This is a genomic window from Streptomyces sp. NH27, from assembly GCF_056859195.1.
In genome coordinates, this window is record NZ_JACEGK010000146.1 from 1 (window position 1) to 15,209 (window position 15,209).

General features: G+C 72.7%; 8 protein-coding genes and 2 pseudogenes. 5 read left to right on the forward strand and 5 right to left on the reverse strand.

Translation table 11 applies throughout. From position 1 onward, the window contains the following. Positions 1–840 (reverse strand): serine/threonine-protein kinase (locus tag AC13HU_RS14470; RefSeq protein ID WP_483042252.1); only part of this gene is annotated, 840 nt, incomplete at its 3' end. A gap of 429 nt (positions 841–1,269) precedes the next feature. Between AC13HU_RS14470 and AC13HU_RS14475 the strand changes: the two are divergent. Beyond that, positions 1,270–1,992: pseudogene (locus AC13HU_RS14475) on the forward strand (glycoside hydrolase family 78 protein); the annotation flags it as partial. 171 nt (positions 1,993–2,163) lie between these two features. Further along, a pseudogene (locus AC13HU_RS14480) lies at positions 2,164–4,395 on the forward strand (family 78 glycoside hydrolase catalytic domain); the annotation flags it as partial. A gap of 68 nt (positions 4,396–4,463) precedes the next feature. Here the strand turns inward: AC13HU_RS14480 and AC13HU_RS14485 are convergent. Then, the gene (locus AC13HU_RS14485; RefSeq protein WP_483042253.1) at positions 4,464–4,658 is read right to left on the reverse strand and encodes a hypothetical protein; all 195 of its coding nucleotides are present in this window, start codon (positions 4,656–4,658) and stop codon (positions 4,464–4,466) included. Between the two features lie 663 nt (positions 4,659–5,321). Between AC13HU_RS14485 and AC13HU_RS14490 the strand changes: the two genes are divergently transcribed. Next, positions 5,322–6,404 carry a hypothetical protein gene (locus AC13HU_RS14490; RefSeq protein ID WP_483042254.1) on the forward strand — a complete coding sequence of 361 codons (1,083 nt, stop codon included), beginning with the start codon at positions 5,322–5,324 and terminating at the stop codon, positions 6,402–6,404. Next, a complete protein-coding gene (locus AC13HU_RS14495) occupies positions 6,401–6,991 on the forward strand; it encodes a hypothetical protein (RefSeq protein ID WP_483042255.1) in 591 nt (196 codons plus the stop codon). Before AC13HU_RS14490 ends, AC13HU_RS14495 begins: the two co-directional genes overlap by 4 nt. A gap of 27 nt (positions 6,992–7,018) precedes the next feature. On the opposite strand, the gene AC13HU_RS14500 is transcribed toward AC13HU_RS14495, so the two are convergent. Beyond that, entirely contained in the window at positions 7,019–9,451 is a 2,433-nt protein-coding gene (locus AC13HU_RS14500; RefSeq protein WP_483042256.1) for a tetratricopeptide repeat protein, read from the reverse strand. 221 nt (positions 9,452–9,672) lie between these two features. Between AC13HU_RS14500 and AC13HU_RS14505 the strand changes: the two genes are divergently transcribed. Beyond that, positions 9,673–12,792: an AfsR/SARP family transcriptional regulator gene (locus AC13HU_RS14505; protein ID WP_483042257.1), complete on the forward strand. Its 3,120-nt coding sequence runs from the start codon at positions 9,673–9,675 to the stop codon at positions 12,790–12,792. A 136-nt stretch (positions 12,793–12,928) separates the two neighbouring features. Here the strand turns inward: AC13HU_RS14505 and AC13HU_RS14510 are convergent, their stop codons facing one another. Both AC13HU_RS14510 and AC13HU_RS14515 read right to left on the reverse strand, forming a co-directional pair. Continuing rightward, a complete protein-coding gene (locus tag AC13HU_RS14510; RefSeq protein ID WP_483042258.1) occupies positions 12,929–14,389 on the reverse strand; it encodes an ABC1 kinase family protein in 1,461 nt (486 codons plus the stop codon). A 169-nt stretch (positions 14,390–14,558) separates the two neighbouring features. Beyond that, positions 14,559–15,191, reverse strand: coding sequence for a hypothetical protein (locus AC13HU_RS14515; protein WP_483042259.1), 633 nt, complete (start codon positions 15,189–15,191; stop codon positions 14,559–14,561). Positions 15,192–15,209: the final 18 nt, after the last annotated feature.

Sequence of the window (15,209 nt, forward strand, 5' to 3'; positions counted from 1 at the left end):
GGGCAGCCATACGCCGGCCTCGTCCGCGTCGGTGCGGGCGGAGATCTGCGCCGGGGTGGGCCGATTGGCCGGATCCTTGTCCAGGCAGGCGCGTACGAGGTCGACGAGGGACTCCGGCACGCCGGTCAGGTCGGGTTCGTCCTCGGCGATCCGGAAGAGGTGGGCGTTGAGGCCGCTGTCGGTGGCGCCGAAGAGGAGGCGTCCGGTGGCGGCGTACACGAGGAGCGCGCCGAGGCAGAAGACGTCGCTGGCGGGGGTGAGTTCGAGGCCCCGGACCTGTTCCGGGGACATGAAGCCGGGGGAGCCGATCAGCATGCCGGTGCGGGTGTGCAGGCTGTCGCCGGTCAGGCTGTCCATCGCGCGTGCGATGCCGAAGTCGATGACCCGCGGCCCGTCCACGGTCACCAGGACATTGGACGGCTTGAGGTCGCGGTGGATCAGACTCGCCTCGTGCACGGCTTGCAGCGCGAGGGCGAGGCGGTTGGCGAGGATGCGAACCGAGTGCTCGGGCAGTGGGCCGAAGTCCTCGGCGACGACCGTCGTCAGGTCCGGCCCGGGGACGTACTGGGTGGCCACCCAGGGCACTTCGGCCTCGGTGTCGGCGTCGAGGACGTCCGCCGTCCAACTCCCGCCCACCCGCCGGGCAGCCGCCACCTCGCGGGCGAAGCGCTTGCGGAACTCGGCCTGCGCGGCGTACTGGGCCTGTACGACCTTGACCGCGACCGTGCGGCCGACCTCGGAACGGCCGAGGTAGACCAGGCCCATGCCGCCGGCGCCGAGACGGGCGATGAGGCGGTAGGGGCCTATGCGCGCAGGGTCTTCGATGGTGAGCGGGTCCACGTCAGGAATCTAGCCGAGGCCGCCGACACAGGTCGAGAAACAGTTGAGATCGGCGATGCTGTGCGTGCTCAACCCCGCCATGTGAGGGCACGATGAGCTGCGGCCGCCGCCGTCGGGCCGCAGGTGGCAGCGCCGCTCACCTCGGTGACACCCCTGTACGCGCCGAGGGGCCTGATGTAACGTCGCCGACGTACACGAGGCTTGAATCGATTCAATCATCGTTCGGCCTCGCCGCTCGCCCCCGGAGGTGCCGCAGTGTCGCCGTCAACACAGAAGCCGGAAGCGGCTTCGGCCACCGGCCAGACCAGACCCCGGGCCTGGACCCGGGGCCGCCGCGGCCGGGGCGCAGTGGCGGCGCTGCTCTGCGCCGTACTGGCACTGTTCCTGCCGGCCACCGGCGCCCACGCGGCAGCCTCGCCCCGGCTGAAGGTGACGGACCTCCAAGCCGACTACACGACACACCCGTTGGGGATCGACGACGTACACCCCAGCCTGAGCTGGCAGTTGGGCTCGCCGGTGACCGGCGCGCGGCAGCCCGCGTCCCGGATTCTGGTGGCGAGCACGCCGGACCGGCTCGCGCCCGGGCGCGCCGACGTGTGGGACAGCGGCAAGGTCGCGTCGAGCACGTCCGTGGGCGTCCCCTACGGCGGCCCGGCGCTGCGCTCCTCGCAGCGCTACGCCTGGACGGTGCAGGTGTGGGACGGCCGGGGCGCCGGGTCCGGCTGGGCGCCGGCCACGTGGTGGGAGACGGGACTGCTCGACGCGGCCGACTGGCAGGGCGCGCAGTGGATCAGCCCGGACACCGCCGGGCAGGGCAGCTGGTCGGACTTCGATCTGGACGTGGACTTCACCATCCGCAAGGGCGCCGCGAGCGTGCTCTTCCGCGCGCAGGACGCGAACGACCTGTACATGTGGCAGGTCAACTCCGAGGTCGACCCGGGCAAGGTCATGCTGCGCCCGCACCTCGAAGTGGGCGGTTCCTTCGGCCACATCGTGCCCGACGTCGACGTCAGCCAGGTGATCACGCAGCAGAACGTCGGCGACAAACACCACTTGAGGATCGAGGCCGACGGTCCGACGATCAGCACCTGGATCGACGGCACCCTGGTGAACACCCTCACCGACCACACCTTCACCAAGGGCACGATCGGCTTCCGGGTCGGCGACTCGACCGAGGACTCGCTCTACGGCGCGCTCGCCGTCCACGGCCTCGACGGCAACTCGCTCTTCTCCGACGACTTCGCCGCCGACCCCGACCCCTCCTTCCCGCAAGCACGGGTCAGCGACGGGCAGTTGGAGCCGAACTCCGGCGTCGAGCTGCTCGACACCAGCTCCGCCGCCCCGATGCTGCGACACGAGTTCACGCTCGGCGGCAAGAAGATCGCCCGGGCCCGCGCGTACGTGGACGGCCTGGGCCTGTACGAACTCCACGTCAACGGCCGCAAGATCGGCGACGACGTCCTCAGCCCCGCCAACACCCCGTACGACCAGCGGGCCCTGTACCGGACCTACGACGTGACCTCGCAACTGCGCTCCGGCGCCAACGCGGTCGGGATCTGGCTCGGCAACGGCTACGGGCCGCAGTTCAGCCCGTACGGCTTCCGGTGGCTCGGCCCGAAGCAGGCGACGATGCTGCTGGAGGTCACCTACGCCGACGGCACCCGCCAGGCGGTCACCACCGGCTCCGGCTGGACCTGGTCGAACGGCCCGATCACCGCCGACGACATGTACGGCGGCGAGACCTACGACGCACGCCAGGCCCAACCGGGCTGGGACAGCCCCGGGTTCGACACCTCGGCCGCGGGCGAGCACCCGGTGACCACGGTGGCCGCGCCGGGCGGCAGCCTCGTCGCCGACGACGTCCCGCCGGTGCGGGTGACGCGGACGCTGCGCCCGGTACGGCTGACGCAACCCCAACCCGGCGTCTACGTCTACGACTTGGGGCAGAACATCGCGGGCTGGGAGCAACTGCGGGTGAAGGGCGCGGCCGGCGCCACCGTACGGATGCGCACCGCGGAGGAGGTCGGCGCCGACGGCATGCTCGACACCAGGACCAACCGCAGCGCCGCCGCCACCGACCGCTACACGCTGGCCGGCACCGGCCGCACCGAGACGTACGAACCCCGGTTCACGTATCACGGCTTCCGCTACGTGGAGGTCACCGGCTTCCCGGGCAGGCCCACCCTCGACTCGATCTCGGGCCGGGTCGTGCACGCGGACGTGGCGTCCACCGCCGACTTCAACTCCTCCGACCCGACGCTCAACCGGATCTGGCAGAACAACCAGCGCACCATCCTGAACAACTCCATGAGCCTGCCCACCGACAACCCGGTCCGTGACGAGCGCACGCCTCCCGGTATGGACGTGCAGGCGTACCACGACGCGTCCACCGCCGAGTTCGCGATGGACCGCTTCTACGCGAGCTACCTGCGCGACATGCCGCCGGGCACCGCGCTTCCCCACGACGCCGGCAACGCGCAGAACCCGGACATGGGCGGTGACCAGATCTCGCTGGCCTGGACGCTCTACCTCCAGTACGGCGACAAGGCCACGCTCGCCGCGATGTACCCGGCGATGAAGGCGTTCGTCGACAAGAACGCGACCGACGTCCCCGGGCACATCTGGCCGGCCGACCACGGCTTCGGCGACTGGTGCCCGCCGGTCTACGGTCCCGGCGTCAACGGCGGTCTCGGCAGCCCCGGCGTCGGCGACTGCACCAGCGAGGTCTCACTGGTCAACACCGCGCTGTCCTACCTCCAGGCGTCCGACACCGCGCTGGCGGCCAAGGCGCTCGGCGACACCGCCGGCGCCACGCACTTCACTGGCCTCGCCTCGGACATCAAGGACGCGTTCAACGCGGCGTTCCTCAACTCCGCGCGCAACGGCTACGCCGACGGCCGCCAGACCACCAGCATCCTGCCGCTCGCCTTCGGCATGGTGCCCGCCGCCGACCTCACCGCCGTCGGCGACCAGCTCGTCCACACCATCACCGTCACCAACCAGGGCCACCTGGACACCGGCATCTTCGGCACCCGCTACCTCATGGACGCGCTCACCGCCATCGGCCGCACCGACCTCGCGACGAGCGTCCTGGACCAGAAGTCGTACCCCGGCTTCGGGTACGAAATCGCCCAGGGCGCCACCACCGACTGGGAGGAGTGGACCTACGACTCCAGTATGGAATCCCACGACCATGCCATGTTCAGCGGCATCAACGCCTCCCTCACCTCGGTGCTCGGCGGGATCAGCGCGACGAGCGCGGGCTACGGCACCATCGCGGTGGCGCCCCAGGCGCCGACCGGTCTGACCCACGTCTCCGCCTCGGTCGAGACCGTTCGCGGCCGGGTCGCCTCGACCTGGACCCGTACCGCGCACACCTTCGCGCTCGACGTCACGATCCCCGCGAACGCCTCCGCCACGGTCACCGTCCCCCTCCTCGGCCACCCGGCCCGCAACCTCCACCCCGCCCCGGGCGCCCACCTGTTGCGCGCCGACCACGGCACGGCCCAGTACGCGGTCGCCGCGGGCCACTGGCACTTCACGGTGACGCTGTAACGAGGACGGTGGGAGGGGGCGCCGTGCCCCCTCCCACCGGAGTCGATCAACGAACGGTGCGTGCCGGTTCAGTACGACATGCAGACGTCCGGCGATATCGCCATCGCCATCGCGGGCGGGGCCGAGGCTTTCGCTGTCGCGGGCGGGGTCGCGGCTTCCGGGGTCGCGGCTTCCGCTGTCGCGGAGAACGATGCCACGGAGATCACGCCGGAAAGAACGGCGGACACGAGCAGGTGGCGCGGCGCAAGGACTTGCTTGTTCACGGAAATTGTTCCCTACGGGCAATAAACGGTTCGGTCACCCGTAATTCGATCACGTCCACGGCCGGCGCGTCTTCCGATTGGATCAAGGGATTTCGCTGGCCGGCGGTGGGAGTGGGCATGGCGTGAGCGCGCCCACGTGTGATCGACTGGAGTCGCCCAGGTTGCAGAGAGCTTACCGTATGGGACCGGATGGTTCGGTACTGCTTGTGCGGCGCAGGCCATGCGCGACCTGGGGTGCGTAGTTGCGCGTACTGCGCACACCGGCCGCTGTGCGGAGCCGACTTGGACAACCACCGTCCCGCGGTTCCGGCCCCGCCGGCCGGGTGGAGCGGGCGCCCTCCACCCGTACGTCAAGGCCGCTGCAAGCTCCCTGCAAGGAATCCTCCGCACCGCTCGGGTAATTCCCCGACACGGCCCGAACCAGGTGCGCCGAAACCGTCGGCGCGGGTGGGGTCGAGTCGCCCGGATCACGGAGTGCGGGCAGGCGGAGGGGGAGTTTCTATGCGTGCCGAGATCGGCCCGGAAAGGCCGGTGGATTGGGAACGCGAACAGTGGATGACGGTTCGCGGCTGCAAGAAAGTACTGCTGATCGTATCGACGTTGACCTACGGTCAGCGGCTTTCGGATGTCATTCCGGTGTTCCATTCGGACCGGAGGGTCCAGGTGTTCTTCACCGTGGCGCCGCACGCCTTCAGCGAGGGTGTGATGCGGTTCCTGCGCCGGCTCGGCGCACCGGTGATCCCGTGGGAGCAGGCGGTGCGGTGCGAGTTCGACCTGGCGCTCGCGGCGGGCTGGGAGCACATCGACCAGGTCCGCGCGCCGCTCGTCCTGCTGTCGCACGGCGCCGGTCAGATCAAGGTGCAAAGGGTATGGAACGGCCGGCCCGGTCAGGAGCGGCCGCCCGGCATGCTCAGCCGGGACAACCTCACCCGGGACGGGCGGGTGATCCCCGCCGCGGTGGCTCTGGCCCACCGCGACGACCTGGCGACGCTCGCCCGGAACTGCCCCGAAGGCGTGCCTGTGGCCACGGTGGTGGGCGACCCGGCATACGACCGGCTCACGGCGAGCGTGCCGCACCGGGAGGAGTACCGGGCCGCGCTCGGGCTCCGCGCCGGGCAGCAACTCGTGGTGGTCAGCAGCACATGGGGGCTGGGCGCGTCCTTCGCCGCGCTGGACGAACTGCTGCCGCGCCTGCTCGGCGAGTTGCCGCGGCGGCGCTACCGGGTGGCGGTCCTCAGCCACCCCAACATCTGGGCGGGGCACGGCTGGTGGCAGGTGCACGCGTGGCTGTCGGAGTACCGCCGCAGGGGCGTCGCGCTGGTGCCGCCGGAGGTCGACTGGCGGGCGCTGCTGGCCTCGGCGGACTGGGTCCTGGGCGACCACGGCTCGCTCACGTCCTACGCCACCCTCACGTCGGCGCCGATCCTGCTGGCCCGCTACCCCCACGACCGGGTCCACCACGCGTCACCGGCCGCCGCCCTCGCCCGGGTCGCCCCGGCGCTGTCCGCGTGCCGTCCGCTGGAGGAGCAACTGCAGTACGCGGCGGAGGAATACCGGCGCGAGGACTACGCGGCGATAGCGGCCCGGCTCTCCTCGGAGCCGGGCCAGTTCAATCGGCGCGTCCGCGCCCTCGTCTACGGGCTGTTGGGCATCGGGCGGCCCGCGTACCCGGTGCCGCCCACGCCGGTCCCGGCGCCCGCGCCGCTCGACCGGTGGACGACGGACACGTTGGGAGAGGCGGCATGACGCCGCGTCGTACGGTCGTCTCGGTGCGCCGGCGGCAGGGCTCGAGGAACGCGCGCGGACCGGTCGAGCTGGTCGTCGTCGGCGGGGCCGCGTGCCCGCTCGTCACCGTCCGCCGGCTGCCGCGCGGCGGGTGGCGCCTCGCGGGCGACGTCGTCGACGAGCACGTGAGCGCGGACCTGGTGGCGGACTCGCCGTGGCCCGCACGGGCGGACGTGCTCAGGCTCGGCCGCGCCCACCCGCCCGGTGCGGCGCTGCGTCGGGTGGACGAGGTGCTGGCGCGGTTCCCCGGTTGCCTGGTGGTGGCGGTGCCCACGACCGACGGCGACTGCGTCGTGGGGGCCCGCGACGGTGGACGGGTGAGCGTGGCCCCGGAGGACGATCGTCGGCGGCCGACCGCCGCGGACTACGCGGTGGCCGCGTCGTACCTGCACACGGAGCTCGTCCTCGGTGGGGCGTGGGCCGACCTGGCAGCGATCGGCCTTTCGGCGCCCGCCGGACCGCGGGCGCTGTGGGCCGGCCGGGTCCGGCTGCGGCCGGCCCCCGCCGGCTCGGCGGACGTGACGGCCGGCAACCGGCTCCTGGCGTGAGCTTGCTCGCGCAGCCGTGAACCGGCCTCACGGCGGGGCGTCTTCGGGTTCCAGCTCCCGAAGTCGCCCTTCCGTCCGTTCGGCGTCGACCGGGCTGACGGAGGCGTAGATCCGCAGCGCGTCCTCGTACTGCTGCCGCGCCGCGGCCAAGTCGTCTTCCTTCGCGGCAAGTTGGCCGAGCATTTCCAGGGTCCTGGCCCGCCAGAACGCGGACCCGGCGGTGTCGAACTCGGCCAGTGCGAGCCGCAGTTCCCGTTCGCCCTCCTCGCGCCGACCGGCCTGTGCCAGGGCGAACCCGAAAAGGGCCCTGGCCCGCGCCGCGTCGTAGGGGTCGTGTTCTTCCGTCAACTCCCGTTGCGCGCGTCCGAGAAGGTCCACCGCCGTCTCGAACGCGCGACGTTCCAAAGCGAGTTCGCCGAGACGCAGCCGGGACAGCGCCGCGCCGCGGTGGTAGCCCACCGACTCCCGCAGCACGAGGGCGCGTTCGTACGCCACCGCGGCCCGGTCGAGATCTCCCGCGCCCCGGTAGGAACTGCCGAGCCCGCTCAACGCCTGTGCCTCGTCGCGCGGATCGCCCTCGGACCGGGCGAGGTCGAGGGCCTGGGAGAACCACTCCGCCGCCTCCTCGTAACGACCGGCGCTGCGCAGGCCGATTCCTCCCGAGGTGAGCATGCGCGCCTGCCCCGCGGTGTCATGGTCGAGGCGTGCGGCGTCGAGCCCGGTCCGGTAGGCCGCCGTCCACGAGTCGTACAGCCGCAGCCGCAGGAACATCGGCCAGAGGGCGTCGGCGAGTTGCCACGCGGTGGCGTGCCACTGCTCCCGGGCCGCCAGGTGCACGGTGGACGTGAGGGCCTCGCGGTGGGTCTCCAGCCAGACGAGGGCCGCACTCTCGTCGGCGAACGCCCCGGCCACCTGGGCCGGGAAGCGGTACACGCGCGGGAGGGTGCGGTGGCTGGGGGTGAGCAACTCCTCGGCGTGCGTGGCCATGGCAAGACACCAGTCCGCGTAGCGGCGCAGCGTGTCCGCGCGGGCCGACGCGGTCTCCTCCGCCTCCGCCCGCTGGGCGGCGTGCAGCCGCACCAGGGGGTGGAAGCGGAGCAGACCGGCCTTTGCCGGTTCCAGGAGGTTCGCCTCCACCAGCACCTCGATCATCCGCTCGGCCTCGGCGGCGGAGATCCCCGCCGCGGCGGCGGCCGGCGGCGGGTCGAACAGCGCGGCGGGCAGCAGGCCCAGGCAGCGGTAGAGGTGGGCCGCGTCCGGTCGCAGCGCCTGGTAGGACGCGTCGAGGACCATCTGCACGGTGTCGGTTCCCTCCGCTCGTAATTCGCCCAGCAGCCCCGCGCCGGCCGTCAGCGCGTCGCGCAGCGACGCCACCGGCTGGTCCGGGCGCGCGGCCAGCCGCGCCGCGGCGAGCCGTATCGCCAACGGCAGTCCGGCGCACAGCGCGACGATCTCCCGCACCGCCGACGGCTCGCGCTCCGCCCGGGCCCGGCCCGTGCCCCGGGTGAACAACTCCTGCGCCGCCCGCGCGTCGAGCACCCCGAGCCGGCAGAACCCCGCCCCGTCCACGGCGAGTCCGGTCAGCCGGTGCCGACTGGTGGCCAGCACGAGACTGCCGGGCGCGCTGGGCAGCAGGACACGCACATCCGCGGCGGTCAGCGCGTTGTCCACCATGACGGCGAACCTACGGGCCGCGGTGACCGAGCGCCACAGGGCGGCGCGTTCGGCGAGGCCGGTCGGCTCCCCCGTCGCGCCGAACGCGCGCAGCAGGTACCCCAGCACCTCCGTCGGGCTCGCCGGATCACCGGGCGCACCGCCGCCCAGATCCACGTACAACTGGCCGTCGGGGAACTCGGTTTCGCGTGCCCCGAGCCACCGCGAGGCCAGTGCGGTCTTGCCGACGCCGGCCTGGCCGCTGACCACGATCACCTGGGCCACGCCCGGTTCGCGTCCGTCCCGCAACTCGTCCAGCACCCGCAGGTCCTGCCGGCGGTCCGTGAAGTGCGCCGGAACGGGAAGGAGTTGGCGGGGCACCGGAGGCCGGGGTGCGGCGGGCTGCTGGACCTGGTGGACGTGGATTCCGCCGGTGATGTCCCGTGCCTGGACGACCGGGCCGTGCACTTGCGCGTGGCCGCCCAAAGCATTGGCGACCACATCGACGCCCCCGCCCGCCGCCGGAAACCGCGCCATCCACTGGCGAAGCCGTTCCAGCAGCGGGCCGTTGAGCGCCGCGCGGGTGGCGAGAGCGGCGGCGCGGTCGCGTAGAGTCGCCGACGCGGCGGCGTCGCCGGCCCCGGTGGTGTCCGCCCGCAGGTCGTGCCATGCCGCGGCGAGCTCCGGATCGGTCGCGGCCGCGGCCTCCACCAGTTGCGCGAGCTCCTGCCAGGCGGCCGAGCCGTGCCCGGCGATATCAGAAAACTTGGCCGATAACAGAGCCTCGGCCACACCCTCGTCCCGCATGCTTCCCCGCCCCTCACCGACAACGGCCCAGCGCGGCACCGAGGGCGCCCGCATCGGACGTCCCGTTCCGCGGTCTCCCTTCAAGGAATACCCTGCAATTGCGGTATGGGGGCTTCTCGGACGGCAGAACAGCCCGCTTTGAGTCGCGGCGTGCGCGGGTCCGCCGGCCCGGTCGGCGGCGTGCCGCCCCGTACTGCGGAACCGTCCGGTGGGAGACACTGATGGAGTTCCAGATACGCGTCCTGGGGCCGGTGGAGCTGTCTGCCGGGGAGCACACGACCGCCCTCGGATCGACCAAGGAACGGACCGTGCTGGCCGCGCTGGCCTGGGACGTGGGCCGCGCCGTCAGCGTGGACCGGCTCGTTCACCTGGTCTGGGACGACAGCCCCCCGGGCAAGCCCCGCGACGCCCTGTACGTCTACGTGTCCCGCATCCGCCGGGCGCTGGAGACCGTCGCCGGACCGGCCGCGCCCGTGCTGGAGCGCCACACGCACACCTACATCCTGCGGGCCGACCGGGCGGCCGTCGACCTGCACCGGTACGTCGGCCTGGTCGACCAGGCGCACGCGGTCGCCCACCGCGGTGACGGCCGCGAGGCACTGCACCTGCTCCGGCGGGCAGAGGAGCTCCAGCGCGGCGAACCCCTGGCGGGCCTGCCCGGCGTCTGGGCCGCGAACATCCGCGCCGCGATGGACGAGAAGGCGGTGGACGCGGGCCTGCTCCACGCCGGCGTCGCCCTGCGGCTCGGCCAGTACGAGGACCTGGTACCGCGCCTGACGTCCCTGACCGAAGCACACCCCACCAACGAGGCGCTGGTGGAACTGCTTTCCGTCGCGCTGTACGGCACCGGCCGCGCGGTCGAGGCGGCCGAGGCGCTGCACCACTTCCTGGGCCGGCTGGTACGGGAGTTCGACACCGCCCCCGGCGAGCGATTACAGGCCGTCCAGCAGGGCATCCTGAGCAGGGTCCCGGTCGCCGAACTGCTGCCCCCCGGGCCGGGAGGGACCGCCGAGCCGCCCGCCGCGCCGGAACCCGACCGCACCGACAACCTGCCGCACGACATCGAACTGGTCGGCCGCGCGGCCGAGATACACCGGCTGACCACCGGCATCGACGCGCCGCGCGGCACGGCCGCGGTGGTCGCGCTCGAAGCGGTGGACGGCATGCCGGGAGTCGGCAAGACCTCGCTCGCCGTCCACGTCGCCCACCGGCTGAGCGGCAGCTATCCCGACGGCTGCGTCTTCCTGGACCTGCGCGGCGGCGCGGACACCGGTGCGATGCCGGTCACGGAGGCGCTGACCGAGTTGCTGCACCTGTCGGGCGTCCCCGCCGCGAGCCTCCCGCAGCACCGCGACGCGCTGACCGCGGTGTGGCACACCGCGATGGCGAACCGCCGGGCGATCGTGGTCCTCGACAACGTCGCCGACGCCGACCAGGCGCGGCCGCTGCTGCCCTGGGCGTCGCCGTCGCTCGTCATCCTCACCAGCCGGCACCGGCTCACCGAGATCCCCGGCGTGCGGCCGGTGACCGTCGATGTCATGCCGCTGCGCGACGCGGTCGACATGTTCCGGCACCGGGTCGGGGCCGAGCGGGCGCCGACCGCCGACGCGACCGCGCAGATCGTCCGGCTGTGCGGATTCCTGCCGCTCGCGATCGAACTCGTGGCGAGCCGCTTCCTGTCCCGGCCGGCCTGGCGCGCGGCGGAACTCGTGGACGCCCTGACCAGGTCCAGTAGCCGCCTCCCCCAGATCCGCGACGGCCGACGTGAACTGACCCGCGCGTTCGAGGTGTCGTACCGGCCGCTGACGCCGCTCCAGCGGATGGTCTTCCGTCGCCTGGGCGCGCACCTGGGCCCCGAGGTGGGCCCGCACGCGGCCGCCGCGCTCAGCGGGCTGTCCGTCGAGGACACCGACCGCGCCCTGGAGGGCCTGCTCGGTTGCCACCTGCTCCAGGAGCCCACCGCGCACCGCTACCGGTTGCACGACCTGCTGCGCGACTACGCCCAGGGCCTGGCCGCCGCCGAGGACGGGCCCGAGGAGACACGGGCGGCGCTCGAACGGCTCGTCGACTTCTACCTGGCCACGGCGGACCTGGCCGACCGCCAGGCGTACCCGTTCCGCTGCCGTGTCGAGATCGCCACCTCGCTGCCCGCCCCCGCGCCCTGGGGCACCCGGGGCGACCCGAGCCGGTGGCTCCTCACCGAAGGCCCCAACCTGCTGGCCGCGCTGGCCTGGTCCGGTGCGCACCGGCCGGCCCGGGACACCGCCGTCCTCGCGCACGTCCTCGCCGGTTTCCTGGACACCGAGGGGTATCTGACGACCGCCGACTTGGTGCTGCGCGCGGCGGTCGCGTACTGGCGGGACACCGACGACCGGACCGCGTACGCGTGCGTGCTGATCGACCTGGCCGTGGTGTCCATCCACCGCGGCCGGTACGACGAAGCGAGCGACGCCGCACGCACCGCACTCGACGAGGCCCGGGCGGTCGCCGACCCGGAGATCGAGGCGGAGGCGCTGCACCAACTCGGCATCTCCTCCTGGCCCAGCGGGCAGTACGCGCAGGCCGTCGCCCACCACCGTGCCGCCCTCGTGCTGCGCGCGGACGGCCCCGCGCTGCAACAGGCGCGCAGCCTCAACGGGTTGGGCATCGTGCTGCTGGAGATGGGCGACCACGAACAGGCGCTGGCGGTGTTCCTCGACGCGCTGCGCAAGTTCCAGGAGGTGGGGGACCTGCGCGGCGAGTGGCGCACCCTCAACAACCTGGGGGAGACCCGGACCAGGCTCGGCGACCTCGAACAGGCCGACACCGCCTACCGCCAGGCGCTCGGGCTCGCCCGCCACGTCGGCAGCCGGGTGGACTGCGCCACGCTCCAGATGAACCTGGCGGGCGCGCTGCTGGCCGCCGGGAAACCGGACGAAGCCCTCGCGCTGTACCGGGAGGTGCTGCCCGTGCTGCGCAGCGTGGGCGACCGGCGCAACGAGGCCATCGCACTGCACGGCGTCGGCCGGACCTTGCAGGCCGTCGGGCAGTTCAACGAGTCGATCAGCCACCACACGGCCGCGCTCGCCGTCGCGCGAGAGATCGGCGCGGTCCACGAGGAGGCCGAGACGCTCAGGGACCTCGGCATCGCCGAACACCGGGCCGGCCGGCTCACGCAGGCGGGACGGCACCTCCAGGACAGCCTCGCCATCGCCGAGCGCATCCAGGCGCCTGCCGAGGAGACCGCGACGCTCGTGGCGCTGGCCGACCTCCGCCGGCAGCAGGGGGCGGCAGAGGAGGTCGAGACCCTCCGCGCCCGGGTCCGCGCGCTCCAGGTGAAGCACCGGTTGCCGAAGTCGTAGGAGGCGGGCGCGGGTTGGGCGTGTGGGCTGGACGTGACGCTCGGACGTGGTGAGCCGGGCGCGGCGCCCGGGCGTAGGGCCTGCTTGCGGTACGGCGGTACGGCGGTACGGCGGTGCCGGCGCCCCGACACCTCGATCAGCGGGGTCCGGCGCGGCGGCCGAGGAAGTAGGCGGCGGCGGTGAGGGTGAGGATGGTCTGGGGGGAGGGCGAGCGGCCGCCGCCGCGGGCGCGGGGGAGACGGGTGCCGTGCATGCGGATGGTGAGGTCGCGGTTGGCGCTGTCGTTGGTGACGGCGCGCCACTGTTCGAGTGCGGCGGTGCTGCCGAGAAGCAACTCGGTCATGTTGGCGGCGAGTTGCTGCGGGGAGGCGTACTCGCTGAGCATGTGCCGCAGGATGCCGTTGACCTCCTTCTTGAACACCTCGCCCACCACGATGTCAGGGTAGAGGTGGCGGACCGAGCCTTCGAGGTTGCCGAAGGACTTGCCGAGCAGGGAGGTGGAGGGCGCGGAGGCGATGCCGCGCCGGGACGCCTTCTCCAGTACGGAGGTGAGCGCGCCGCCGAAGTTGAGCTGTTCGAGGCTGGCGCCGGCCAGCCGGGGGGTGAGCGACGCCATGTCCGAGGCGAAGCCGGTCAGATCGGCCCACGGCGTGGCGTGGCCCATCGAGGTCCAGGCGTTGGCCAGGCTGTAACCGTCGTTGCGGGCCATCGCCATCAGCACCAGCGCCAGATGCATGCTGGTGCGCTTGTCGATCCGGCCGACCATGCCCCAGTCGATCAGGGTGGCCCGGCCTTCCATGGAGACGAAGACGTTCCCCGGGTGCGGGTCGGCGTGGAAGAAGCGGTCGACGAAGTAGCCGCGGTACATGAACCGCAGCAGGTCCTTGCAGATCTCCTCGCGCTGCTTCGCCGGGATCGCGTCCCGGTCGACGTGCCGGATCGAGTCGCCGTCGGCGAGCGACTGCACCAGCACCCGGGGCGTGGCGTGCACCACCTCCGGCACGCTCAGGGTGCGGTACGAGCCGATCGAGTCGCGGGCCCGGTCCATGTTCGCGGCCTCGCCGGTGAAGTCGAGTTCGGGCTCCATCGCGTCGAAGAGGCTGCCGAGCATCGCGTCGAGGTCCATCACGGCGGTGAACCGCGGCGCGGCCCGGCCGAGTAGCCGGGCGGCCCTGCGCATCAGCGCCATGTCGGCGGCCACCGACTCCCGGATGCCGGGGCGCTGGATCTTCACCACCGCCGGCCGCCCGTCCGACAGTGTCGCCCGGTGCACCTGCGCGACGGAGGCGGTGCCGAGCGGCTTCAAGGTGTCGAGGTCGTCGAAGCGCAGCTTCCAGTCCGGGCCGAGGTCCCGCTCCAGCACCGGCTCCAGTTCGAAGAACGGCAGCGGCTCCACCTGGTCGTGCAGGTGCTCCAGCTCGGCGGCCAGTGCCGGTGGTGCCAGGTCCGGCCGGGTGGCCATCATCTGGCCCAACTTGATGTAGAACGGGCCGAGTTGCTCCAGCGCCTCTCTGACTGCCACGGCTCGGCGCCGCTCGGCGTCCGGATGCTCGCGGGTCGCTCTGCGGGTTTCGTTCAGCGCCAGGGCGCCCAACACCCCTGTCACCGTACGAAGCCGGTTGCGGATGGCACCCGCCATACGGTTGCGCCTCGTCTTCTGGAGTGGGGGTTCCGGTCCCGATCCCGGGTAAGGGTGGCCAGTTGAGGACGCAGGCCCATCCGCCGGCCGACGGTACCTCGGCCGGCGGATGGGGGCACCCGGAGGATCAGCCCTTACGGGCACCTGCGACCGTGGCCGCACCCGGGAGCACGTCCAGCAACTTGGTGACCGCCTCGGTGAGTTTGGCGATCTGGCCCGGGAGCGACAGCAGGGTCTCCGCGAGGGACGCGGTGCTGCCGGCGGCCCCGGCGATGCTGCCGAGGGCGTCCAGACCGGGCAGCCCACCCCCCGTAAGCGCGGCGAGCGGGTTCGCGGCTCCGGCTCCTCCGGCGAGTGCGGCGAGCGGGTTCGCGGCTCCGGCTCCTCCGGCGAGTGCGGCGAGCGGGTTCGTGGCGCCCGCTCCTCCGGCGAGTGCGGCGAGCGGGTTCGTGGCGCCCGCTCCTCCCGCCAGTGCGGCCAGCGGGTTGGCGGCGCCCGCGATCAGGCCGGCCAGGGCCGGGGCGGCTGGGCCGGCGTCCACCAGGGCCTGCACGGTTCCCAGTGGCAGCCCGGCGAGCCCGGGCAGCTTCGCCAGGGCCGAAAGGTCGGCGCCGCCGCTCTTCCGCTTGTTCTTGGACTTCCGGCTGCCGCGGTCGTCGTCGTCATCGTCGTCGCGGTCGAGGAACTCGTCGACGGCCTTCTTGTAGTCGTCCGTGACGTCGCCGATGAGGTCTTTGAAGGTGTCGAACGTGGAGGTCATGGGTTCTCTCCTCGGATG

Coding starts and splice junctions, on each gene's coding strand:
- AC13HU_RS14495 (WP_483042255.1), top strand. CDS start 6,401: ATGACGCCGCGTCGTACGGTCGTCTCGGTGCGCCGGCGGCAGGGCTCG.
- AC13HU_RS14500 (WP_483042256.1), bottom strand. CDS start 9,451: ATGCGGGACGAGGGTGTGGCCGAGGCTCTGTTATCGGCCAAGTTTTCT.
- AC13HU_RS14505 (WP_483042257.1), top strand. CDS start 9,673: ATGGAGTTCCAGATACGCGTCCTGGGGCCGGTGGAGCTGTCTGCCGGG.
- AC13HU_RS14515 (WP_483042259.1), bottom strand. CDS start 15,191: ATGACCTCCACGTTCGACACCTTCAAAGACCTCATCGGCGACGTCACG.